The organism is Methylobacterium jeotgali, assembly GCF_022179345.1.
In the GTDB taxonomy this organism is placed as follows: domain Bacteria; phylum Pseudomonadota; class Alphaproteobacteria; order Rhizobiales; family Beijerinckiaceae; genus Methylobacterium; species Methylobacterium jeotgali.
Map to the genome: position 1 here is coordinate 1 of NZ_BPQR01000020.1, position 22977 is coordinate 22977.

Here is a 22977-nt window from a genome sequence, read left to right on the forward strand (position 1 = left end):
GCAGCGCAACTCCGCCGCGCGCAGCACCGCGGCGGAGTTGCGCTGCGACGCGGTGCTCAAGGCGACCCAGGTCGACGGCGTCTACTCCGCCGATCCGAAGCGCGACCCGGGTGCCACCCGCTACGACCGCATCACCCATGACGAGGCCATCGCCCGCGACCTCAAGGTGATGGATACCGCCGCCTTCGCGCTCGCCCGCGAGAGCCGCCTGTCGATCGTCGTCGGCTCCGTGCACGCACCGAGCTCGATCACGGCGATCATCACCGGCGAGGCGCCCTGCACTCTCGTCGTGCCCTGAGGCGCGATCTCCAGACGGGCGGTCCGAACCATTTGCGGGCATGCCGTTTTTCGTCCATTGAAGCCGCATCCCGCTCCATCGCTGCCTCGGCACCGCGGAGGGAGCGACGCGACAACCTGAACGTGTGGAGACGCCCCGGATGGCCACCCCGGACTTCGACCTCGCCGACATCAAGCGCCGCATGCAGGGCGCGGTCGCCTCGCTGAGCAAGGATCTCGGCTCCCTGCGCACCGGCCGGGCGACCCCGAGCCTGCTCGACCCGATCCAGGTCGACGCCTACGGCTCGTCGATGCCGATGGCCCAGGTCGCGACGGTGAGCGTGCCCGAGCCTCGCCTGCTCTCGATCTCGGTCTGGGATCGCGGCATGGTGAGCGCGGTGGAGAAGGCGATCCGCGAGTCCGATCTCGGTCTCAACCCGCAGACCGAGGGCCAGACCATCCGCCTGCGCATCCCCGAGATGAACGAGCAGCGCCGCAAGGAGATGGTCAAGGTCGCCCACAAGTACACGGAGGAGGCCCGCGTCGCGGTCCGCCACGTGCGCCGCGACGGGCTCGACCAGCTCAAGAAGCTCCTCAAGGACAGCGCCATCAGCGAGGACGACGAGAAGCGCCACGCCGGCGACGTCCAGAAGGCCACCGACCAGTATGTCGGCGAGGTCGACGCGGTGCTCGCCTCCAAGGAGAAGGAGATCATGCAGGTCTGAGGCGGCCGCCGAAGTTTCGCCGCGCCGGCCTGCTAGGGCGCCGTCCGCCGGTGCGGGCATCCGCCCAACGCGCGGAAGACGGGCAAGACGAAGCCAGGACCGGCACCGGTCGCATCCGCGGGATGTCTCGCGGCCTTGAGATGCCCTAGGGTTGCGCCGCCCGCTTCGCCGGGCGGAGGAGGGGGACGCGTGGAGCGATCGGAGCACCCGCGTCGGGTCGAGACGGGCACGATGAGCGAGACCCAGACCATCGCGCGCCGGGAGGCTGCGCCGCAGCCCTGCCCGCCGCCCGCGCATGTCGCCATCATCATGGACGGCAACGGGCGCTGGGCCGCGCGCCGGGGGCTTCCCCGTGTCGAGGGGCATCGCCGGGGCGTCGAGGCGGTGCGCCGCTCCGTGCGCGCGGCGATCGACCTCGGCGTGCGCTACCTGACGATCTACAGCTTCTCCTCCGAGAACTGGCGCCGGCCGCCGGCCGAGGTCGCCGACCTGATGGGCTTGCTCAAACTGTTCGTGCGGCGCGACCTCGCCGAGCTCGACGCGGCGAACGTGCGCGTGCGCATCATCGGCGACCGCGAGGGGCTGAGCCCCGACATCGCCGGGCTGCTCATCGAGGCCGAGGAGCGCACCGCCCGCAACACCGGGCTGACGCTCGCCGTCGCCTTCAACTACGGCGGCCGCCAGGAGATCGTGCGCGCCGCCCGCCGTCTCGCCGAGGCCGTCGCCGCCGGCACGCTGCGGCCGGACGAGATCGACGCGGACCGCCTCGCGGGCGCCCTCGACACCGTCGGCATCCCCGATCCGGACCTCGTGATCCGCACCTCCGGCGAGCAGCGGCTCTCGAACTTCCTCACCTGGCAGACCGCCTATTCCGAGTACGTGCTGATCCCCGATTTCTGGCCGGATTTCGACCACGGCGCCTTCGCGGCGGCCATCGACGAGTACCACCGTCGCGACCGCCGCTTCGGGGGCCTGAGCGAGAAGGCCGGCTGATGGACGCGGGCCCCCCGACGGCCGCCGGGGCGGGACGCACCGGTCCCTTCGCCGGCCGCGAGCTCGCGCTGCGGGTGGTCTCGGGCCTCGTGCTCGCCGTCCTCGTCGTCGCGGCGCTCGTCGCCGGGGGCTGGGCCTTCGCCCTCGTCTGGCTCGCCGCCGGCATCCTCGGCGCGGCGGAGTGGATCACGATCAGCCGCACGGAGCCCCGGCTTCCGCTCGTCGCCGTCATCGCCGCCGCGCTCGTCGGCGCGGTGCTGTGCCTGCGCACCGGCCAGCCGGCCTGGGCCGCGCCCGCCGTCCTCGCAGCCGGCGCCGTGGCGCTCCTCGCCCTGGTCCGCGACGGGCGCGAGAGGCTGCGGGCCCTCGGCGCGCTGGGTGGCGGAGCGGTCGTCGCCCTGGTGCCCCCCGCGCTCCGCGACGCGCCGGGGATCGGCATCGCCGGCCCCGCCTGGATGTTCGCCGTGGTCTGGACGACGGATGTCGCGGCCTACTTCACCGGCCGCACCCTCGGCGGACCTAAGCTGATGCCCTCCGTCTCGCCGAAGAAGACCTGGTCCGGGGCGCTCGGCGGCCTTCTCGCCGCGACGCTCGCGGGGACGGCCGTCGTCGCCTACGGCCGGGCCGGCGCCGCCGATCTCGCCGGCATCCCGCTGATCGCCGCAGGCTTGGCGAGCGCGGCGGCCTCGGCGCTGAGCCAGGCCGGCGACCTTGCGGAATCCGGCCTGAAGCGCGTCCACGGCGTCAAGGATTCCGGACGCATCATCCCCGGCCATGGCGGCGTCATGGACCGGCTCGACGGGTTCTTCGCGGTCGCGCTGCTCGCCGGCCTCTACCTCATCCTGCGCCCCGCCGCCTGAAGGAGCGTGCCTTGACCCTCACCGTGACGATCCTCGGGGCGACCGGCTCCATCGGGCGCTCCACCACCGACCTCCTCGCCCAGCATAAGGAGCGCTTCCGGGTCGGCGCCGTCGTCGGCGGCCGGGACGCGGAGGCGCTCGCGAAGCTCGCCCGCGAGACCGGCGCCCGCTTCGCGGCGCTCGCCGACGAGGCGGCGGGTCCGGGCTTGCGCGAGGCGCTCGCCGGATCGGGCATCGCCTGCGGGGCCGGCGAGGCGGCGGTGCTGGAGGCCGTGGGGCAGGAGGCCGACATCGTCGTCGCCGCGGTAAGCGGTGCCGCGGGCCTCAAGCCGACCCACGCGGCCCTGCGTCTCGGCCGCACCGTGGCGCTCGCCAACAAGGAGAGCCTCGTCTGCGCCGGCGCCGCCTTCATGCGCGATGCCGCCCGCTACAACGCCAAGCTGCTGCCCGTCGATTCCGAGCACAACGCGCTCGCCCAGGCGCTCGGCGAGGGCGCCGTGTCGGACGTGGCGAAGATGACGATCACCGCCTCCGGTGGCCCGTTCCGCACCTGGAGCACCGAGCGGATCGCCGCCGCGACGCCGGCGGAGGCCGCTGCCCACCCGACCTGGTCGATGGGCATGAAGATCAACATCGACTCCGCCTCGCTGATGAACAAGGGCCTGGAGCTGATCGAGGCGCACCATCTGTTCGCTATCGAGCCCGACCGGCTCGACGTGATCGTGCACCCGCAATCCATCGTGCACGGGCTCGTGTACTGGCGCGACGGCGCGGTGACGGCCGGCCTCGCCATGCCCGACATGCGGGTGCCGATCGCCCACTGCCTCGGCCTCGGCGAGCGCCTGACGATCGAGCGCGGCCGGCCCCTCGACCTCGCCGCCGCCGGCAGCCTCACCTTCGAGGCCGCCGACGAGGCCCGCTTCCCCTGTCTGCGCATCGCCCGCGCCGCGCTCGCCCAGGGCGGTGCAGCGCCGACCGTGATGAACGCCGCCAACGAGATCGCGGTGGCCGCTTTCATCCGCGGCGAGATCCCGTTCTACGGCATCAGCGACCTCGTCGAGCGGGCCTGCACCGAGTTTGCGTCCCGCTACGCGCGCGCGCCGGACGACGTGGAGGAGGCGCTCGCCATCGACGCGCATGTGCGCGCCTGGAGCGCCGAGGCGCTGCCGCGCATGCGCGCGGCCGGCTGAGCCGCCCCGCCGTTAACGCTGTCGCGGCCGCCCGCTTGCGGAGAGGCCGGGGACGCGAGACGTTACGGTCCGGGCCCGCGGATTGCGTTGGCCGGATGCCCTCCCGATCTGCTACGGATCGGGGCTGGGGACAGGCGGGCGCTGCCCGTGAGGATCGACCATGGACTTCCTGAACGCGATGGGCGGGACCGCCACCGGCTTCTTCGGTGCGCTGATCCCCTTCCTGATCGTGCTGACCGTCGTCGTGTTCGTGCACGAGATGGGGCACTTCCTGGTCGGCCGCTGGTGCGGGGTCGGCGTCAACGCCTTCTCGATCGGCTTCGGGCCGGAGATCGTCGGCTTCAACGACCGGCACGGCACCCGCTGGAAGCTCTGCGCCATCCCGCTGGGCGGCTACGTGAAGTTCAAGGGCGACGCCAACGGCGCCAGCGTGCCCGATCCCGAGGCCGTGGCGCGGATGAGCCCGCAGGAACGGGCGACCAGCTTCCCGACGCAGCCCGTCTCGAAGCGCGCGGCGATCGTCGTGGCGGGCCCGCTCGCCAACTTCATCCTCGCCGTCGCCCTGTTCGGCGGCGCGATCTGGGTCGGGGGCCGCTACGAGCTGCCGGCCCGGATCGAGGCGGTCCTGCCGGACAGCGCGGCCTCCCGCGCCGGCTTCGAGGCCGGGGACGTCGTCACCGCCATCGACGGCAGCCCGGTGCGCAACTTCATCGACATGCAGCGCACGATCGCCTCGAGCGCCGACAGCACGCTGACCATCACCGTGGACCGCGCCGGCGCCGAGCGGCAGCTCACCGCCACACCCGAGGTCTACGAGGAGAAGACTCCCTTCGGCCGCCATCGCGTCGGCCGCCTCGGCCTCCAGGGGCCGAAGGGCAGCGACGCCAAGCTCGTCCGGTACGGGCCCGTCGACTCCTTCGTGCTCGGCGTGCGCGAGACCTACTTCGTGGTCGAGCGGACCTTCAACTACCTCGGCAAGCTGATCACGGGCCGTGAATCCCCCGACCAGCTCTCCGGGCCGATCGGCATCGCCAAGGTCTCGGGGGAGGTCGCCAGGATCGGTGGCGTCGGCGGCCTCGTCGGGCTCGTCGCCCTGCTCTCGGTGTCTATCGGCCTCCTCAACCTGTTCCCCGTGCCGCTTCTCGATGGCGGGCACCTGATGTTCTACGCCTTCGAGGCGGTGCGCGGGAAACCCTTGAGCGAGCGGACGCAAGAGATCGGCTTCCGCGTCGGCCTCGCCCTGGTGCTGATGCTGATGCTGTTCGCGACCTGGAACGACACCATCGGGTCCTACCTGCGCAGCGGTACCTGAGGGCGGCCGGGCATCGCCCGGCGCACCGGTTCGAAGAGCGTCGCGCGGTCGCCTTGCGGCCGCGCGTCCCGTTTCGGAAAAGCCTTCCCGACGCTGCATTTACGCCGCATTCACCCTGATCGGCGATACGAAACAGGCTTTCTCGCGCGTTAAGTGGCGCGAAGGCCACGTCCTCCCAGAATTGCCCCCGCTGACCGGCTCGAGCGGTTGCTTCGACCCGGAATCCCGATAGAAGCTCAGCCGGGACCAGTAGGGCGGGACGATCGGCCAACGATCGCCTGTCGGCGGGTGCAAGCCCGCTTCCGAAGAATAACAGACGGGCGATTGAATGATGTCGATGACGGGGAAGCGCCGGCGCAAGTCGGTGGAACGGGCCATCGTCCTGGTCGCCGCCGCCGCTGCCGGCATGGCGCTCGCCGCTCCGGCGCAGGCGCAGCAGATCGTCGTCCAGGGTAACAAGCGCGTCGATTCCGACACCATCCGCTCCTACGTGACGGGCACCGCCTCCGGCTCCGCCGAGGAGGCCCGCCGCAACCTGCTCGCCAGCGGCATGTTCTCGGACGTGCGCGTGAGCCAGAGCGGCGGTCGCACCGTGGTGACGGTGCGCGAGAACAACGTCATCAACCGCGTCGTCTTCGAGGGCAACAAGAAGGTCGAGAAGGGCACGCTCGAGGCCCAGGTCGAGACCAAGGCCCGCAGCGGCTTCAACGAGGCCGTAGTCAAGTCCGACATCGAGCGGATCCGCGACGTCTACCGCCGCTCCGGCCGCGGCACCGCCAAGGTCAGCTACCGGACGGTCGACCTGCCGAACGGCAGCATCGACGTGATCTACACGATCGACGAGGGCGACAAGACCGGCATCGTGTCGATCAACTTCGTCGGCAACCAGGTCTACTCGGAGTCCAAGCTTCGCGACCTGATGTCGTCGTCGGAGATGAACTTCCTGAGCTTCATCAAGACCTCGGACGTCTACGATCCGGACCGGATCGCCAACGACCTCGACATCGTGCGCCGCTACTACCTCAAGAACGGCTACGCCGACTTCCGCATCGTCAACGCCGACGCGCGCTACGTCGAGGGCGAGACCACGGGCTGGGTCATCACCGTGACCGTGGACGAGGGCGCGCAGTACCGCGTCGGCGCGGTCGCGGTCGATTCGCGCCTGCCGGGCGTGAGCGGCGAGCAGTTCGTCGGCGACGTCCGCGCCTCGGTCGGCGACGTCTACAACGCCGAGGACGTCGAGAAGACGCTCACCAGCATCACCAACGACGTCGCGCGCCAGGGCTACCCCTTCGCGCAGGTGCGCCCCACCGGCCAGCGCGACCGTGCCACCCAGCAGGTCTCGCTCGGCTTCGTGGTCGAGGACGGCCCCCGCGTCTACGTCGAGCGCATCAACATCCGCGGCAACACCCGCACCCGCGACTACGTCATCCGCCGCGAGCTCGATATCACCGAGGGCGACGCCTACAACCGCGTCCTCACGGACCGCGCCGAGCGGCGCCTGAACGGCCTCGGCTTCTTCAAGAAGGTCCGCTTCTCGAACGAGCCGGGCTCCTCGCCCGACCGCGTCATCATCAACATCGACGTCGAGGATCAGCCCACGGGCTCGTTCTCGGTGGCCGGCGGCTACTCGAGCCAGGACGGCATTATCGGCGAGGTCTCGGTCTCAGAGTCGAACTTCCTCGGCCGCGGCCAGTTCGTCCGCGTCGCCGGCACCGGCGGCCAGTACTCCCGCGGCTTCGACTTCTCGTTCACGGAGCCGTACTTCCTCGGCTACCGTCTCGCGGCGGGCTTCGACGCCTTCTACAAGTACAGCGACCTGACCCGCTACTCGCGCTACGAGACCACCGTCTACGGCGGTCAGCTCCGCGTCGGCCTGCCGATCACGGAAGAGTTCGGCGTGACGATGCGCTACTCGCTCTATAACACCGAGCTGAAGGTGCCGAACTCGATCAAGCGGCCCTACAACGACTGTTCGAACCCGATCCCGGGCTACACGGCGGTCTACGGGCCCGGCAGTGTCATCAACGGGCAGAACGTCAGCGGTCTCGCCCAGTACCCGCTCTGCGCCTACAACGGCGAGGCCTCGATCGCGATCAAGGGCTCGCAGGCCTCGACGCTCACCTCGCTCGCCGGCCTGACGCTCGCCTACTCCGATCTCGACAGCCTGAGCCTGCCGAAGAACGGCCTCTACGCCGAGCTGAAGCCCGACGTCGCCGGCATCGGCGGCGACTCCAAGTTCTTCCGCGTGACGGGCGAGGCCCGCTACTACAAGGAGCTCTGGGAGGACGTCGTCGGCTTCGTGAAGTTCCAGGGCGGTCACATCCAGGCGCTCGACGACCGGCCGCTGCGCATCACCGACCAGTTCTTCCTCGGCCCGTCGCTGGTCCGCGGCTTCGCCCCGAACGGCCTCGGCCCGCGCGACGTCGGCATTGCCGACAGCCGCTCGAACGCGATCGGCGGCTCGACCTACGTGGGCGGTACCCTCGAGGTGCAGTTCCCGCTCTGGGGCGTCCCGCGCGATCTCGGCCTGAAGGGCGCCGTGTTCGCCGATGCCGGTACGCTGTTCGGCTACCACGGCCGCCGCATCTTCAACGTCAACGGCGACGCCTTCATCAACGGCCTCGGTCCGACGGGCTGCAACTTCAACGCCTTCTCCATCGGCGTCGAGCCGGAGTGCGTGAACGTCCACGACAAGGCCACGATCCGCTCGTCGATCGGTGCCTCGATCCTCTGGAACTCGCCGCTCGGACCGATCCGCTTCGACTACGCCTACGCCCTCTCGAAGGACGAGGGCGTGCGGGTCCCCGGCACGAACTTCAAGGTCGGCAAGGACCAGACGCAGGCGTTCCGCTTCTCCGGCGGCTCGCGCTTCTAAGAAACGGCCGGCGCGTCGCCCTCCTTCACGGGCGGCGCGTTACCCTGCGATGGACCTCGCTTTCTTCACACCCGCGCTCAGCCTCAGCCTCGGCGACATCGCCGAGGCTGCCGGCGTTTCCGTGCCCGACGGCTTCGACCGGGGGCTGTTGATCGCGGGCGCGGCGCCCCTCGAGAGCGCCGGCCCGGCGGACCTCGCCTACATGGACAACGCCCGCTACGGGGAGGCGCTCGCCGCGACCCGCGCCGGGGCGTGCCTCGTCTCGCCGCGCTTTGCCGCCCGCGTCCCGGCGGGGACCGCCGCCCTCGTCTGCCGCGACCCCTACCGGGTCTACGCCGGAATCCTCGGCCGGCTGCATCCGGACGCCATGCGGCCGGGCTCGCTGTTCGGCGCGAGCGGGGTCTCGGCCGGCGCCCACGTCCATCCCGAGGCGCGCCTCGAGGAGAACGTGCGGATCGATCCCGGCGCCGTCGTCGGCCCCGGCGCCGAGATCGGCTCGGGCAGCGCGATCGGCCCCGGCGCCGTCGTCGGTCCCGGTGTGCGGATCGGCCGCGACAGCTCGATCGGCGCGGGCGCGACGCTGACCCACGCGCTTCTCGGCAACCGGGTCATCGTCCATCCCGGCGCCCGCATCGGCCAGGACGGGTTCGGCTTCGCCATGGGCGCGAGCCACCTCAAGGTTCCACAGGTCGGCCGGGTCATCGTGCAGGACGACGTCGAGATCGGCGCCAACACCACCATCGACCGCGGCGCCAGCCGGGACACGGTGATCGGCGAGGGCACCAAGATCGACAACCTCGTGCAGATCGCCCACAACGTGGTCATCGGCCGCCACTGCGTGATCGTCTCCGGGGTCGGCATCTCCGGCTCGACGACGCTCGAGGACTACGTCGTCCTCGGCGGCCAGGTCGGAGTCGTCGGGCACCTGCGCATCGGCCGCGGCTCGCAGATCGCCGGCTCCTCGAACGTCAACCGCGACGTGCCGCCGGGCAGCCGCTGGGGCGGCACGCCCGCGAAGCCGGTGCGGGCCTGGTTCCGCGAGCTGACGACGCTCGCGCGTCTCGCCGAGCGCGGCGCGGAGCCGCCCGAGCGCGAGAGCTGACAGAGCGCGGTCGGCCTCCCGGCGCCGCGCCTTGCGATCCCCCGCATGGCCTTTCCCTCCGCGGCCGTCTCGGTCAGGTTGCAGCCTTGAGCGATCCGTCGCGGTTCATCCGCTGCGGCCTCGCCCGCCTCGACCCTCCCGAGCCGGAGACGCCCGACACCGCATGCCGTCCTCTCCCGTGACGACCCGTCGCCCGACATCGCCTCGCCGCGCGCTGGACCATGCCTGACCGCCGTGCCGAACGGCCTCCGGCCGGATCGCCTGCCGGCGCCGCCGGGGCTCTGCTGCCGCCTCCGCCGCTGCGCGCCGCCTGGCTCCTCGTCGGCCTCTGCCTCGTGCTGCCGGTCGCGCTCCTCGTGCTCGCGGCCTTCGACAATCGCCGGGAGGTGCTGCGCGAGGCGAACGAGCGCGTCGAGCGCACCGTGCGCATCCTGCACGAGCATAGCACCAAGGTCTTCGAGACGCAGAGGCTGATCCTCGACCGCGTCAACGGCCGGCTCACCTACGCCGATCTCGCCAGCGCGACCGAGCGCGAGGCGCTTCACCGCTTCCTCGCGGAGATCCAGCGCAACTACGATCAGGTCGCGACGATCACCATCGTCGACGAGACCGGCGCGCTCCTCGTCAGCAGCCGCCTGCCGCCGCCCGTTCCGGAGATCGGCTATGCCGATCGCGACTGGTTCCAGGTCCTGCGGGGGGAGGACCCGCCGGAGGTCTACGTCTCCCGCTCCTACGCTGGTCGCCAGTCCGGCCGGACGGTCTTCAACGTCGCGCGCCGCATCGATCGCGGCGACGGGCGGTTCCATGGGGCGATCACCGTCTCCGTCGCCCGCGACTACTTCGAGTCCTTCTACCGGGAGGTCGACCCCGACCTCGCCCACGCGGTGCTTCTGCTGCGGGCGGACGGGCAGATCCTCGCCCGCGAGCCGCATACCGATCTCACCTCGGTCCCGCTCGACTCGCCGATGCTGCGGATGATCGGCTACGGCGACAAGGGCACCTACACGACGCGCTCGTCCATCGACCGCGTCGAGCGGATCTTCTCGTTCCGCAAGCTCGACGACTATCCCGTCTATACCGGGTTCGGGCTGAGCACCCGCGTCGTCCTGGAGACGTGGCGGCGCAACGTCCTCGGCTACGCTCTCGTCGCCGGCCTCACCGCCCTGGCCCTCCTCGCGGCTTCCCTGCTGGCGCTGCGCCGGACCCGGCAGGAGCAGGTCGCGACTGCCCGCTGGCGGGCCGCCGCCGCCGCCCTGGAGCGGGAGGCCGCCGAGCGCGAGGCGGCCGAGGCCCGCTTCCGGCAGGCCCAGAAGATGGAGGCGCTGGGCCATCTCACGGGCGGCATCGCCCACGACTTCAACAACCTGCTCACGGTGGTGATCGGCAATCTTGAGATGGCGCGCCGCCGGGCGGGAGACGTCGAGGACAGGGTCCGCCGCGGCATCGAGCATGCGATGGACGGCGCGCGGCGGGCGGCCGTGCTCACGCACCGTCTCCTCGCCTTCTCCCGGCGATCGCCCCTGGCGCCGGAGCCGGTCGCCCTCGACCGTCTCGTCGACGGGATGGCGGGCCTGCTCCGCAGCACGCTGGGCGAGCGGATCGCCGTCGAGACGGTCGCGGCGCCGGACCTCTGGCCCGTCGAGGTCGACGTGAACCAGACCGAGAACGCGATCCTCAACCTCGCGGTCAACGCCCGCGACGCGATGCCGGAGGGCGGCCGCCTCACCATCGAGACGGCCAACCTCATCCTCGACGAGACCGCTGCGGCCGCCCATCCGGAGATCGAGCCGGGTCCCTACGTGACGCTCGCCGTGACGGACACGGGGACCGGCATGGCGCCGGAGGTGGCGGCGCGGGCCTTCGATCCGTTCTTCACCACCAAGGCGGTCGGCGAGGGCTCGGGGCTGGGGCTCGCCCAGGTCTACGGGTTCATGCACCAGTCCTCCGGCACCGCGATCCTCGACTCGACGCCGGGCGTCGGGACGACGGTGAGGCTGCTCTTCCCGCGATGCGCCGGGGAGCTTCCGCCGGGCACCGAGCGGGTTCCGGCCCTGCTGCCGGAACCGCCGGAATCCGCGCCCCGTCCCGGGCTGACGGTGCTCGTCCTGGAGGACGATGCCGGCGTGCGCGCCGTCTCCGTCGCGGCGCTGGAGGAGGCGGGCTACCGGGTCTTCAAGGCCGCGGACGGTCCGGACGCCCTCGACCTCCTCGACGCGCATCCGGAGACCGCGCTGCTCTTCACGGACGTCGTGCTCGCCGGCCCCCTCGACGGGCGGGCCGTGGCCGTCGAGGCCCTGCGCCGCCGGCCGGGGCTCAAGGTGCTCTACACGACGGGCTACGCGCCCGACGCGGTGTTCCGCTCGAAGCCCGAGGAGGAGGCCGCCGTTCTCATGAAACCATTCACGGCCTCGATCCTGGCCCGACGGGTCCGGGCGCTCCTGCGGGACTGATCCTCCGCGGTGGTTCTCCGGCTCCGGGCTTCGAGAGTGTCGGCGCCGCTTGGAAACCACGAAGGGGCCGCGCTCGCACGCCGGCCCCTTCGATCTCGATCGGGCAGGACCTCAGAAGGCGTAGCGCACGCCGCCCCGAACCGCCTGGATGGTGTCGCTCGAGGCGAGCTCGGCGTCGTAGTTCACGAAGCCGGTCCAGCCGGGGGCGAGGTTCGCGCCGATCCCGACGCCGACCAGCGCCCGGTCGCGGTCGAGGCGCCGCCCGTTGACGATGAACGGCACGGTCGGGGCCAGGGCGAAGGCCGAGGAGATGGTCCGGCTGACATCCGCGAAGTCGTGGACGAAGGCCGCCTTCACGCCGAGCGTCACCGCTGTGGTGCCGAGGGTCACCGCCGTCTCCAGCCGGCCACCGACCAGGGTGCGGGCGGAGAGGAAGTCCCGCGGCCCGATACTCAGGTTGAACGGTCCGGCCCCGACCTCGCGCACGCGGTCCTGGTCGAAGGTGTTCACCTGGAAGCCGACGAAGGGCGACAGCACCGTGCCGGGTGCCGCCGCGAAGCGGTAGCCCGCCTCGCCCGCCGACAGGAACTGGTCGCCGGAGACGCTGCCCTGCGCGCCGCCGGGCTGGAGGGCGATGGCGCCGAGCGAGCGGTTCACGCGCCCGTCGGCCCGGGCGTAGCCCACCGCGGCGTTGGCGTAGAGCGCGCCGCTGGTGATGCCGCCGTAGATGCCGACCTGGCCGTTGTCGGTATGGGCCCGCTCGCCGACCCGGTTGAGGCTGACATCGACCGAGCCGTAGCCCGCCGCGATGCCGAGCACGGTGCCGGCCTGCGGGTGGAAGTCGACGCCGGCCGCGACGCCCGCGATGGTTTCCCGGCGCCCGGCCGCGTTCGCCGTGCCGTCGACGCTGCCGAACTGGCCGTAGCCCGTCGCCCAGAGGCCGTAGCCGCGGCTCGTCTCGATGACGCGGGGCTCCGGCACCGGCCCGCGGCGGGGCAGGTCGGCGGCGTAGACCGCCGGCGGCAGGGTGAAGCTCTGCGGGCCGGCCTCGAAGGTCGCGGCATAGGCCCGGTTGAGGAGCTGGTCCCCGAAGGCGCGGCTGGAGCGGAGCTGCGGATCGGCGAGCGCGGCGTAGCTCTGGCCGGCGAGCCGGTCGAGGACGCCCGCGAGCGCCGCGTCGCTCTGGCTGTCGAGGGCGGCGAGCGCCGCCGTGTTGCCGGCGAGCGCCGCATCGAGGCCACCGGCCACGGCGCGCTGGTTCGCCGTTTGCGCGACGAGGCCGAAGCTCTGCTGGGCCAGCGTCACGTAGGCGTTGTTGGCGTCGCGGCTGACCGTGGCCCGCAGCAGCGTTGGCAGGCCGTTCGAGGTCACCGAGGCGAAGGCGCCGCTGAGGCCGCCCGCCGCGCTCGCCACGGTGTAGCGGGTGCCCGGCGCGTAGGTGCCGGCGGTGGCGTTGACCGCGAGCGTCCCGTTGAGGGCGCCGGTGCCGCCGACCGCCAGGCGCGAGGCCTGGCCGTTGGCGGCGATCGTGGTGCCGAGCGTGCCGGCGGCCTGCTGCACGTAGTTGCCGGTCACCGAGAGGGTGCCGAGCGGCGCGGCCGCGTTCCCCGGCGAGACGAGCCCGCCGTTGGTGAGGGTGCCGGTGATCGTGCCGGTGCCGGCGAGCGTGCCGCCGGCGCCGATGCCGGTGTTGGCCGCGAGCGCCGAGTTCACGGTGAGCGTGCCGCCGGTGACGGAGGCGCCGCCGGAGAAGGCCTGCGTGCCGCCGGCCGCCAGCGTCCAGGCGCCGTCGGCCTGCGAGAGCGTCGTGAAGCCGGCGACGTTGCTCGCGAGCGTGCCGTTGCCGGTGAGCCGCAGGGCGTTGATGCCGGCGCCGTTGGCGGTGATGTTGCCGCCGAGGCTGGAGCCGGTGCCGAGGGTGACGGTGTTGCGGCTCGCCGCCACGTCCGCGAACGTGATGTTGCCGCCGATCCGGCCGGTGTTCGTCAGCGTATGGTTGCCCATGCCGTAGACGAGGGCGCCGTTGAGGGTGCTGGCGTTCACCGTGGTGCTGTTGCGGCGGTTCGCGGTCGTGGTGTTTTGGGGGTCGGCGTCGGTGAAGCGCACGTCGCCGGTGATGACGCCGCCCACGTTGTTGGTGAGGCTGGCGTTGCCGCGGCCGTAGACTACAATCGCTTGACCAACTCCGCCGAAGACAGCGCTGGTGATCTGTCCGTCATTGACAATCGTAAAGCTCTGAGCGCGTCCCTGGATTGCACGCACGTTACTACCGTTCGCTTCGATACGACCGCTTGCTGCATTCGTAACGGTGAGCGCTCGTACGTCGTCATCTGAGTCGATGGCTGCAACAACTGACGTTCCTGGGTTAAGTATAGGTCGGAACGCCGAGATGAGGCCATTGTTAGTTATAGACATCGACGAAATGTTTTCGCCGGCGTAAACGCCTCGCGCGCTTCTATTCTCAGTGCCTGTTGATACAGATATTGTTCCGTTGTTGACGACCCTCACGTTATCGATATCCGCGCCGGTGGAATTTGCTCGTATCCCATAAATTCTAGAAGATCCGGCAAAAGGATTGCCGAAAGGAGCAACCGTACCGTTGACGACGACGCTCGTGTTTGAGGCCGACAGATTGACGGCAATGACGTCCGGAGCAGAGATTGCGGGATCGGACGGCCCTTTCCGCAAGGTATTGTTGACGGTGAGCTGGGCGCCGGCACCCGTCACCTGGATCTGGCCGCCGACAGTCTGCGTCGAGCCGGCCCCAAGGGTCAGGTTGCCGCCGGCCACCGTGAGGTCGCCGGAGATGGTCTGGCTGGAGCCGCTGCCCGTGGTCCAGGCGCTGCCCGCGCCGGTCTGGGTGAGGCTGGTGAAGCCGGAGACCGCGCCGGTGAGCGTGCCGGTGCCGGTCAGCACGAGGGCGTTGTTGCCCAGGCCCTGACCGGCGATGTTGCCGCCTATGCTGGAGCCGGTGCCGAGCGTCACCGTGTTCACGCTCGCGGCCACGTCGAGGAACGAGATGTTGCCCGAGATGCGGCCGGTGTTGGTGACGGTCTGGTTACCGCCGCCGAAGGCGACGTTGCCGTTGATGGTGCCGGTGTTGGTGAGCGTGCCGGTACGGCGCAGGTTCACGACGGTCGTGGCCGTCTGCAGGTCCTGGTCGGTGTTGCGCACGTCGCCGTTGATGACGCCGGTCGCCGTGTTGGTGATGACCGTGTTGTAGGCGCGGGTCGTGGTCGCGCCGGCATTGCCGGCGTTGAGGGCGAAGGTGGCGATCGCCGCCTCGCCGGCCGTGGTGGTGCCGATGGTGCCGCTGTTGTTGATCTCGTACTGCGCGGCGCGCCCGCTGAGGGCGCGGGCGTTGGCGCCGGTCGCCAGGATGCGGCCCGCGGCGGCATTATTGATGACGAGCCGGTCGGTATCGTCGTCGGAATCGACGCCGGCGACCGCGGAGGTCGTCGCCGTGGCGGAGGTGCCCCGGGTCGCCTGGATCAGGCCGGTGTTGTTGATCGTGAACAGCGTCGTGTTCTCGCCGGAGTAGATGCCGCGGGCGATGCCGTTGCCGTTCTGCGTCACGCTGATCGTGCCGCCGTTGTTGACCGTGGTGCTCGCGTACTGGGCGCCGTCCGGCGCGCTGGAGAAGGCGCCGTAGACGCGCGTCGTCGTGTTGCCGGCGGGCGCGGCGAGGGTGATCGTGCCGGTGTTGTTGAGCGTCGACAGGTCGCCCGCGAGGTTGATGCCGTAGTTGTCGCGGTTCAGCGGCGTGGTGTTGGCGAGCGTGCCGGCGTTGTTGACGGTGCTCGACCCGTTGACGCGCACGTTCGCGAAGCTCGGGTTGGCGCCGGCGCTGGTCTGCGAGGTGCCGACGCTGGCGCTGGACTGGATAGTGACAGTGAGCGCGGTGACGCCTGCCGGCGCGACGAAGCCCGTAGCCTGCGTCCCCGTGCAGTTCACGGTTTGGCCGCTCGTCGGCGTGGCGGGTTGGCAATCGGCCATCGCCTGCGCGGCGGCGAAGGTCCAGACCGGAACACTGAGCAGCAACGAGCGGCGCAATGACAAACCAAGGTTTGGCATTCAAATTTCCCCCAAAGGCGACGTCTTTTTGTAGACTTTCGGCACACCGGCAGTCGGTTCGGCATCAGTTGTGCGGATGGGAGGCGCCGTCAATTTGTAATCCTTATTCTCTGTTCACGAAAATAAGATGATGCTCAAAAGCAACAAACTCATCATCAGATTGCAAGAAAGTATTGATGGTCATATGTATTATCGGAAATTCCTATGTTACGAACAGGAATTAATGATCGGGACAAAAAGGCAATTGGAGCAAGTTCACGGGGCCGTGATCGGACCGGCCGTTCCGCCGGTCGGGTCGATCCGGTGATTCTCGTCGTGCCGGCAAAGCATCGGCCCGTGCTGGACCCTCGACGGGCGAGAGCTACCTAACCGTCCGGCGCCGTGGCGGAGCGGCGAAGAAGGAGCCTGCATGTCCCTCGTCATCCCGGTCATCCTCGGCAGCGTGCGCTCGGACCGGCAGGGCATCCGGGCGGCGCGCTTCCTGATCGCCCGCCTGGAGGAGCGCGGGCACGAGGCGCCCCTCGTCGATCCCGCGGAGCTGAAGCTCCCGATCCTCGACCGGATGTACAAGGAGTACCCGAAGGGCGGCGCGCCGGCCGTGCTGGAGGATCTCGCCGGGCTGCTGCGCCGGTCCGATGCGTTCCTCGTCGTCTCGGCCGAATACAACCACTCGATCCCGCCGGCCCTGTCGAACACGCTGGATCACTTCCTCGAGGAGTATTCGTGGCGGCCTTCCGGCATCTGCTGCTACTCCGCTGGACAGTATGGCGGCGTGCGCGCCGCGATGCAGCTGCGCGCCATGCTGGCCGAGCTCGGCACGTCGAGCATTCCCTCGCTCCTGCCGATTCCCCGTATCGGCAAGGCCCTCGACGAGGCCGGGACCCCGGCCGAGGAATGGCTCGGCAAGGCCGCCGGCCGCTTCCTCGACGAGCTCGTCTGGTACGCCGAGGCGCTGAAGGCGCAGCGCGCCGGGGGCACGCCCTACTGAGCGACTGGCATCACCCTTGCCCGATCCCGGCGAGCGCCGCCGAACCGAGGAGACCATGACCGAGGCCGCATCCACCGCCCGCACCCTGCTCTCGGGGCTCGTCAAGGCCGCGCTGATGTCGGACGACCGCGCCAGTCTGCTCTGGCGGGAGGAGGCGGCACGCGGGCTCGCCGCCCTGCGCGCGGCGCCCGAGGCGGCCCGCGCGCTCAGGCTCGACGGCCTCTGGACGCTCGCCGTGCAGGATGCCGAGGCGCCGGAGTTCCGCGAGGAGGAGGGGCGCGTCTCGTTCGGGTTGCCGGCCGCCTGCCCGTTCGGCGTCGAGGAACTGCTGGACGAGGGCTTCGGTCTCGACGAGGCGGTGGAGCGCGTGCGCAAGTCCGCCGCCACCGGCTGACGGCTTCGCGGGGGATGACGGGCGCAAGGCGGCCCCGCCGCCGTTGCCCCGGAGCGCTTCGGCGCCCATCTTCCCGGGACGCAGGCGCTTCCCTCCCTTCCTCCGCGCCTCGGACGCTCCTTCTTGGCCAAACGCATTCCGAAGCCGGCAGGCTCCGACCTTCCCGACCGTGAGCAGGTGCTCGCCTTCATCGCCTCCGCGGGAGAGAAGGTCGGCAAGCGCGAGATCGCCAAAGCCTTCAACCTGAAGGGCGCGGCCCGGATCGGCCTCAAGGCGCTCCTCAAGGAGATCGAGGCCGAGGGCGCGGTTACCCGCGGGCGCGGAGGTCTCTCGAAGGCCGGGCGCCTGCCGGCGGTGGTGCTCGCCGATCTGCGCTCCCGCGACCGCGACGGCGAGTTCCTGGCCGTGCCCGTGGAATGGGACGCCGCGCACGGCAAGCCGCCGGTGATCCTCGTCTCGCCGCCCCGCAGGGGCGGGCGCAACAGCCGCCAGCCGGCGCCCGGCATCGGCGACCGCGCCCTGATCCGCGTCGAGCCCGACGGCGAACGGGACGACCGCTACACCGGCCGCGTCATCAAGGTGATCGGCAAGAACCGCTCCGAGGTCATCGGCGTGTTCCGCGCCGGCGCCCAGGGCGGCCGCATCCTGCCCGTCGAGAAGCGGGCGCAGGGGCGCGAGATCCTGATCCCGCCGGGCGAGGAGGGGGAGGCCCGCGACGGCGATCTCGTGAGCGTCGCGCTCGAGCGCGAGACCCGCTTCGGTCTGCCGCGGGGCCGGGTGCGCGAGCGCCTCGGCTCGCTGGGCTCCGAGAAGGCGGTGAGCCTCATCGCGCTCCACCTCCACAACCTCCCCCACGTCTTCGCCGCGCCGACGCTCGCCGAGGCCGACGCGGTGAAGCCCGCGACGCTGAAGGGCCGCGAGGACTGGCGGACGGCGCCGCTCCTCACCATCGACCCGCCGGACGCCAAGGACCACGACGACGCGGTGATGGCCGAGGCCGACCCGGACGAGGCCAACCCCGGCGGCTTTATCGTCACCGTCGCCATCGCGGACGTCGCCGCCTATGTCCGCCCCGGCAGCGCGCTGGACCGCGAGGCGCTGGAACGGGGCAACTCGGTCTACTTCCCCGACCGGGTGGTGCCGATGCTGCCCGAGCGCATCTCGAACGACCTCTGCTCGCTGCGCGAGGGCGAGGACCGGCCGGCGCTCGCCGTGCGCATGGTCGTCGGCGCCGACGGCGTGAAGCGCCGCCACTCGTTCCACCGGGTGATGATGCGCTCCCGGGCCAAGCTCGCCTACGCGCAGGCGCAGGCCGCCATCGACGGCCGCCCCGACGACAAGACCGGCCCGCTGCTGGAACCGGTGCTGCGCCCCCTCTGGGCGGCCTACGCGGCGCTGACCAAGGCCCGCGAGGCGCGAGGGCCGCTCGCCCTCGATCTCCCCGAGCGCAAGGTGATCCTCGGGCCGGACGGCGCCGTCGACCGGGTGATCGTGCCGGAGCGCCTCGATGCCCACCGGCTGATCGAGGAGTTCATGATCCAGGCGAACGTCGCCGCCGCCGAGACCCTGGAGGCCGCCCGCCAGGCGCTGATCTACCGCGTCCACGACGAGCCGGCCCTGGAGAAGATGCGGGCGCTTGGCGAGGTGCTCGCCTCTGTCGGCATCAAGCTGCCGCGGGAGGGCGCGTTGCGCCCGGCGCTGTTCAACCGCATCCTCGCCTCGGTGGCCGGGAGCGAGCACGCGGTCTTCATCAACGAGGTCGTGCTGCGCTCGCAGGCGCAGGCCGTCTACGCGGCGGAGAACCTCGGGCATTTCGGGCTGAACCTACGCCGCTACGCGCATTTCACCTCGCCGATCCGCCGCTATGCCGATCTCATCGTCCACCGGGCGCTCATCACCGCCTGTCGTCTCGGGAGCGACGGGCTCTCCCCCGACGTGTCGGTGGCCGAGTTGAACCAGATCGGCGAGCAGATCTCCGGGGCGGAGCGCCGCGCCATGGCCGCCGAGCGCGAGACCGTCGACCGCCTGATCGCCCATCACCTCGCCGATCAGGTCGGGGCGACCTTCAGCGGGCAGATCTCCGGGGTCACCCGCTCCGGCCTCTTCATCAAGCTCGACGAGACCGGCGCCGACGGCTTCGTGCCGGTCTCGACGCTCGGCGCCGAGTATTTCCGCCATGAGGAGGGCCGGCACGCCCTCGTCGGCGAGCGCAGCGGCGAGAGCTTCCGCCTCGGCGACCGCGTGGAGGTGCGTCTCGTGGAGGCGGCCGCGGTCGCAGGGGCGCTGCGCTTCGAGCTTCTGAGCGAGGGCCGCCCGCGCTCCGGGGCGCGGCCGGCGGCCGGAGGACGGCGCGGCAGCTCTCGACCGCCCGCCGGGAAGGCCGCGCCGCCGTCGCCCGACGGCGCGCGTCATCGCGGGTCCCGGCGGCCGAAGGGCCGCTGAGCGCTGGGAGGGATGCCTGTGAATCGTCGGCCGCCTTCGGCTCTCGCCGCCGGCCTGTGCGCGGCGCTTCTCGCGGGCCTGCCCGCGCCGGCCTCGGCCGTCGAGAAGGCGCAGTGGGGGCCGCTCGCCTCGGCCCACGTCAAGCGCTTCCTGCGCTATCCGGCGGCGGAGCGGCGCGCGCGGCAGGAGGGCCGGGCCCTCGTCCGCTTCCGTGTCGACCGCGCGGGCCGGGTGAGCGACCCGTCGATCGTGGAAAGCGCCGGGCGTCCGGCCCTCGACCGGGCGGCGCTCGCCGCCGTGCGCGCCGCCGATCCCCTGCCGCCGCCGGACTGGCTCCCGGACGGGGATACCGTCACCGCGACCCTGCCCGTCGCCTTCCGCCGCTAGCCGCCGCATGGACAGCCGCCCCGGCGGCCCTTAGGCTCGCGGCCATGAGTGCATCGCCCGCGCCCGTCCGCACCGGCATCGTCGGCTCGATGCTGCGCGGCTTCCGTTGTCGCTGCCCCCATTGCGGAGAGGGGCGCATGTTCGGCCGCTTCATCAAGGTGGTGCCGGAATGCGAGGTCTGCGGCCTCGAGATGCACCATCACCGGGCCGACGACCTGCCGCCCTACCTCGTGATCTTCATCGTGGCCCACATCGTCGGCTATCTCATCCTCGAGGCCGAGCTGGGCTATGAAGTGCCGCTCTGGGTCTCGCTCACCGTCTGGCCGCTCGTCACCGTCGGCATGGCGCTCGCGCTGCTTCAGCCGGTGAAGGGCGCGGTGGTCGGCCTGCAATACGCGCTTGGCATGCACGGCTTCGCCGCGCTACCTCGGCCGCGAGACGAGCTCCGCGCCGAAGGGGAGGGGCCGGCCGGGGAGACGCCGCGTGGAGCCATCGACGGACGGATCGCCGGCGCCGGGATCGGCCACGCCTGAGCGGGTCCGGGCGCTGCGCCCTCGGGACGCCGCGACCCTCATCCTCGTGGAGCGGAGCCGGCGCGCGCCCCGCGTGCTGATGGGCCGGCGCAACCCGAACCTCGTCTTCATGCCCGGCAAGTTCGTGTTCCCGGGAGGCCGCATCGAGGCGGTCGACCGGCGCATGCCGGTGACGGGCGCGCTCTCCGAGCGGACGGAGGCGCTGCTGCGCACCCGTGTCACCCGCCCCGCCCAGGGACTCGGGCGCACGCTGGCGCTCGCCGCGATCCGCGAGACCTTCGAGGAGACCGGCCTCGTCGTCGGCACCCGCGAGTACGGGCCGCCGGAGACGGCGCCCGCGGGCGCTTGGCGCAGCTTCGCCGACCACGGCGCCATGCCGGACCTCGAAGCGCTGCATCTCGTCGCCCGCGCGATCACGCCGCCGGGCCGGGTCCGCCGCTACGATACCCGCTTCTTCGCCGCCGAGCGCGGTGCCGTGGCGGCCGAGCAGCCGGGCATCGTCGGAGAGGGGGCGGAGCTCGTGGAGCTCGCCTGGGTCCGTCTCGACGAGGCCCGCCGCCTTGACTTGCCCGGCATCACCCGCCTGATCCTAGACGAGCTGGAGGAGCAGATGGCGGGGGGCTTCGCGCCGTTCCGGCCGCTGCCCTTCCACATCATGCGCCACGGCCGCCGGGAGCGGGTGCTGCTCTGACGGGGCGGCACGCGCCTTGACGCGGACGGGCCGATCAGGCATTCACGCGGCCGTTCTTCCGGCCGGGCTCTCCCGGCCCTTTTGCGTTTCGCGCTGACGCGGAATGCCGCAAGTCCGCAGGAGCGCCGCGCCATGGCCAAGGCCGTCACCGTCAAGATCAAGCTCGTCTCGACCGCCGACACGGGATACTTCTACGTCACGAAGAAGAACTCCCGCACGCAGACCGAGAAGCTGACCATGAAGAAGTACGATCCCGTCGTGCGTAAGCACGTCGACTTCAAGGAATCCAAGATCAAGTGAGATCGTTCGCGACGGCTGGAGCCGCGCAGGGATGCAGGGCCGCCTCGCGAGGGGCGGCCTTTTTCTTTGGCCGCGACGCCCGAATAAAAAGAGCGCGCCGGGCGCAAGGGCCGCGACGCGCTCCAGGATCGAGGGTCACGCCGGCTCGTGGGGGGATCCGCTCACCGGTGTGAGGCGCGGTTTACGCTCCTGGCCGGATTCGGCAACTCACGCCTTCGCGATCCGAAGACCTGCCCGCGATGATGGAAGAAGAGGACTCCCTTTCCGAGCGCGCAACGGAAGATATGTTTCTCTCCTGTAGCCTCGTGACGATCGACTTGTTCCCGACGGAATGCGGCAAGCCGGACTCTCGTCGATGATCACGTTCGGGTGAACCATCGACGGCGGGGAAGCGGCGAATGGCGACGCATTTCACGAGCGACACCCATTTCGGCGATCCTCGCGTCCTGCGCATCGACAAGCGGCCCTTTCCGGACCTCGCCACGCACGACGCCACCCTGATCGCGAACTGGAACGCCGTCGTGGCCCCCGAGGACGAGGTCTGGCACCTCGGCGACTTCGCCCTCGGTCCGCCGCCCGAACGGCTGGCGGAGATCATCGCTGCGCTCAACGGGATCAAGCGCCTCATCGTCGGCAACAACGACGGGCCGGCCACCCTGGCGCTGCCGGGCTGGGCCTCCGTCGCGCACTATGCCGAAACGGTGGTCGAGGGGCGCCGCCTCGTGCTCTGCCACTACGCCTTCCGGACCTGGAACGGGATCGGGAAGGGCGCCCTCAACCTGCACGGGCACAGCCACGGCCGCCTGACGCCCGCGCCCCGCCAGTACGATGTCGGCGTGGACGCGCAAGGGCCCGCGCCGGTTCGGCTCGACGCGATCCTGCGCTCCCGGCGGGGCGGGAAAAGGCGGTCCGGCATGGCGGAACCATCCGCTTAGCCTAGCCGTTCAAGCCGCAGACAAGGCCGTTCAAGGCCGATTCCCGACAACCCGACCAGCGTGCCGCAGGGTGATTCCATGCGTACCCGACTGCTATCCGCACTCGCCGCCGCGACCTTCGTCGCCGGCCTCTCCCCGGCCCTCGCACAGAGGGCCTGCCTCGATGCGCAGCGCAAGGTCGACGAGGCCAACGCCCTGCGCTTCCAGGCCCGCCAGGAGGCCCGCATCGGCAACCACGACCGCCTCTGCGACACGCTCGACGAGGTCGGCGACCGCTACAACGAGGCGCGGGACGCCTTCGACGATTGCGGCGCCGGCGTCGTCGCCATCGACCTGCGCAGCGAGCTTCGCAACCTGCGCATGGCCAAGACCGTGAACCGCTGCGACTGAGCCCGCGACAAACGCGTGCGCCGGCGCACTCCCGCCCGGCCAAGCTCGATGCATAAC

19 protein-coding genes are annotated in these 22977 nt (G+C 71.1%); 18 read left to right on the forward strand and 1 reads right to left on the reverse strand.

All coding sequences use genetic code 11. The annotated features are described in order from the left end of the window. The 9 genes from MFF04_RS06190 to MFF04_RS06230 all read left to right on the forward strand — a co-directional run. Window positions 1-298, forward strand: a 298-nt coding sequence (locus tag MFF04_RS06190; protein WP_444543502.1) for an amino acid kinase family protein, incomplete at its 5' end; no start/stop codon positions are given. Window positions 299-437: 139 nt separating this feature from the next. Continuing rightward, window positions 438-1001 (forward strand): ribosome recycling factor, encoded by a 564-nt coding sequence (gene frr, locus MFF04_RS06195; protein ID WP_238274580.1) that lies wholly within the window; start codon window positions 438-440, stop codon window positions 999-1001. A 231-nt stretch (window positions 1002-1232) separates the two neighbouring features. Next, the gene (locus tag MFF04_RS06200; protein WP_238274581.1) at window positions 1233-1994 is read left to right on the forward strand and encodes an isoprenyl transferase; all 762 of its coding nucleotides are present in this window, start codon (window positions 1233-1235) and stop codon (window positions 1992-1994) included. After that, window positions 1994-2854 (forward strand): phosphatidate cytidylyltransferase, encoded by an 861-nt coding sequence (locus MFF04_RS06205; protein WP_238274582.1) that lies wholly within the window; start codon window positions 1994-1996, stop codon window positions 2852-2854. The genes MFF04_RS06200 and MFF04_RS06205 overlap by 1 nt, the downstream gene beginning before the upstream one ends. Before the next feature lie 11 nt (window positions 2855-2865). After that, window positions 2866-4044, forward strand: coding sequence for a 1-deoxy-D-xylulose-5-phosphate reductoisomerase (gene dxr, locus MFF04_RS06210; protein ID WP_238274583.1), 1179 nt, complete (start codon window positions 2866-2868; stop codon window positions 4042-4044). A gap of 160 nt (window positions 4045-4204) precedes the next feature. Continuing rightward, a complete protein-coding gene (rseP, locus tag MFF04_RS06215) occupies window positions 4205-5356 on the forward strand; it encodes an RIP metalloprotease RseP (protein WP_238274584.1) in 1152 nt (383 codons plus the stop codon). Between the two features lie 328 nt (window positions 5357-5684). Continuing rightward, entirely contained in the window at window positions 5685-8234 is a 2550-nt protein-coding gene (gene bamA / locus MFF04_RS06220) for an outer membrane protein assembly factor BamA (protein ID WP_238274585.1), read from the forward strand. A gap of 49 nt (window positions 8235-8283) precedes the next feature. Next, window positions 8284-9336 (forward strand): UDP-3-O-(3-hydroxymyristoyl)glucosamine N-acyltransferase, encoded by a 1053-nt coding sequence (gene lpxD / locus MFF04_RS06225; protein ID WP_238274586.1) that lies wholly within the window; start codon window positions 8284-8286, stop codon window positions 9334-9336. Window positions 9337-9557: 221 nt separating this feature from the next. After that, window positions 9558-11786 (forward strand): hybrid sensor histidine kinase/response regulator, encoded by a 2229-nt coding sequence (locus tag MFF04_RS06230; RefSeq protein ID WP_238274587.1) that lies wholly within the window; start codon window positions 9558-9560, stop codon window positions 11784-11786. Window positions 11787-11897: 111 nt separating this feature from the next. On the opposite strand, the gene MFF04_RS06235 is transcribed toward MFF04_RS06230, so the two are convergent. Continuing rightward, on the reverse strand, window positions 11898-15740 hold the full coding sequence (locus MFF04_RS06235; protein ID WP_238274588.1) for an autotransporter domain-containing protein: 3843 nt from the start codon (window positions 15738-15740) through the stop codon (window positions 11898-11900). A gap of 529 nt (window positions 15741-16269) precedes the next feature. On the opposite strand from MFF04_RS06235, the gene MFF04_RS06240 reads away from it, so the two are divergent. The 9 genes from MFF04_RS06240 (at window position 16270) to MFF04_RS06280 (ending at window position 22920) form a co-directional block, all read left to right on the forward strand. Beyond that, window positions 16270-16848: an NADPH-dependent FMN reductase gene (locus MFF04_RS06240; protein WP_238274589.1), complete on the forward strand. Its 579-nt coding sequence runs from the start codon at window positions 16270-16272 to the stop codon at window positions 16846-16848. A 55-nt stretch (window positions 16849-16903) separates the two neighbouring features. Beyond that, window positions 16904-17242 (forward strand): hypothetical protein, encoded by a 339-nt coding sequence (locus MFF04_RS06245; protein ID WP_238274590.1) that lies wholly within the window; start codon window positions 16904-16906, stop codon window positions 17240-17242. 123 nt (window positions 17243-17365) lie between these two features. After that, window positions 17366-19684: a ribonuclease R gene (gene rnr, locus MFF04_RS06250; RefSeq protein ID WP_238274591.1), complete on the forward strand. Its 2319-nt coding sequence runs from the start codon at window positions 17366-17368 to the stop codon at window positions 19682-19684. A gap of 12 nt (window positions 19685-19696) precedes the next feature. Next, window positions 19697-20071 (forward strand): TonB family protein, encoded by a 375-nt coding sequence (locus MFF04_RS06255; RefSeq protein WP_238274592.1) that lies wholly within the window; start codon window positions 19697-19699, stop codon window positions 20069-20071. A gap of 44 nt (window positions 20072-20115) precedes the next feature. Then, the gene (locus MFF04_RS06260; RefSeq protein ID WP_238274593.1) at window positions 20116-20604 is read left to right on the forward strand and encodes a DUF983 domain-containing protein; all 489 of its coding nucleotides are present in this window, start codon (window positions 20116-20118) and stop codon (window positions 20602-20604) included. Next, entirely contained in the window at window positions 20555-21295 is a 741-nt protein-coding gene (locus MFF04_RS06265) for an NUDIX hydrolase (RefSeq protein ID WP_238274594.1), read from the forward strand. The genes MFF04_RS06260 and MFF04_RS06265 overlap by 50 nt, the downstream gene beginning before the upstream one ends. 132 nt (window positions 21296-21427) lie before the next feature. Then, window positions 21428-21595, forward strand: a complete 168-nt coding sequence (gene rpmG, locus MFF04_RS06270) for a 50S ribosomal protein L33 (protein WP_238274595.1) — start codon at window positions 21428-21430, stop codon at window positions 21593-21595. Between the two features lie 398 nt (window positions 21596-21993). Further along, the gene (locus MFF04_RS06275; RefSeq protein ID WP_238274596.1) at window positions 21994-22530 is read left to right on the forward strand and encodes a metallophosphoesterase; all 537 of its coding nucleotides are present in this window, start codon (window positions 21994-21996) and stop codon (window positions 22528-22530) included. Between the two features lie 78 nt (window positions 22531-22608). Then, window positions 22609-22920, forward strand: a complete 312-nt coding sequence (locus MFF04_RS06280; protein ID WP_238274597.1) for a hypothetical protein — start codon at window positions 22609-22611, stop codon at window positions 22918-22920. Window positions 22921-22977: the final 57 nt, after the last annotated feature.

What these genes read in the sequence shown, in the direction of transcription:
- frr (WP_238274580.1), top strand. Translation starts at nt 438, where the DNA reads ATGGCCACCCCGGACTTCGACCTCGCCGACATCAAGCGCCGCATGCAG.
- lpxD (WP_238274586.1), top strand. Translation starts at nt 8,284, where the DNA reads ATGGACCTCGCTTTCTTCACACCCGCGCTCAGCCTCAGCCTCGGCGAC.
- rpmG (WP_238274595.1), top strand. Translation starts at nt 21,428, where the DNA reads ATGGCCAAGGCCGTCACCGTCAAGATCAAGCTCGTCTCGACCGCCGAC.
- MFF04_RS06275 (WP_238274596.1), top strand. Translation starts at nt 21,994, where the DNA reads ATGGCGACGCATTTCACGAGCGACACCCATTTCGGCGATCCTCGCGTC.
- bamA (WP_238274585.1), top strand. Translation starts at nt 5,685, where the DNA reads ATGATGTCGATGACGGGGAAGCGCCGGCGCAAGTCGGTGGAACGGGCC.
- MFF04_RS06240 (WP_238274589.1), top strand. Translation starts at nt 16,270, where the DNA reads ATGTCCCTCGTCATCCCGGTCATCCTCGGCAGCGTGCGCTCGGACCGG.
- MFF04_RS06260 (WP_238274593.1), top strand. Translation starts at nt 20,116, where the DNA reads ATGAGTGCATCGCCCGCGCCCGTCCGCACCGGCATCGTCGGCTCGATG.
- MFF04_RS06200 (WP_238274581.1), top strand. Translation starts at nt 1,233, where the DNA reads ATGAGCGAGACCCAGACCATCGCGCGCCGGGAGGCTGCGCCGCAGCCC.
- MFF04_RS06245 (WP_238274590.1), top strand. Translation starts at nt 16,904, where the DNA reads ATGACCGAGGCCGCATCCACCGCCCGCACCCTGCTCTCGGGGCTCGTC.
- MFF04_RS06230 (WP_238274587.1), top strand. Translation starts at nt 9,558, where the DNA reads ATGCCTGACCGCCGTGCCGAACGGCCTCCGGCCGGATCGCCTGCCGGC.
- MFF04_RS06205 (WP_238274582.1), top strand. Translation starts at nt 1,994, where the DNA reads ATGGACGCGGGCCCCCCGACGGCCGCCGGGGCGGGACGCACCGGTCCC.
- MFF04_RS06280 (WP_238274597.1), top strand. Translation starts at nt 22,609, where the DNA reads ATGCGTACCCGACTGCTATCCGCACTCGCCGCCGCGACCTTCGTCGCC.
- rseP (WP_238274584.1), top strand. Translation starts at nt 4,205, where the DNA reads ATGGACTTCCTGAACGCGATGGGCGGGACCGCCACCGGCTTCTTCGGT.
- MFF04_RS06255 (WP_238274592.1), top strand. Translation starts at nt 19,697, where the DNA reads ATGCCTGTGAATCGTCGGCCGCCTTCGGCTCTCGCCGCCGGCCTGTGC.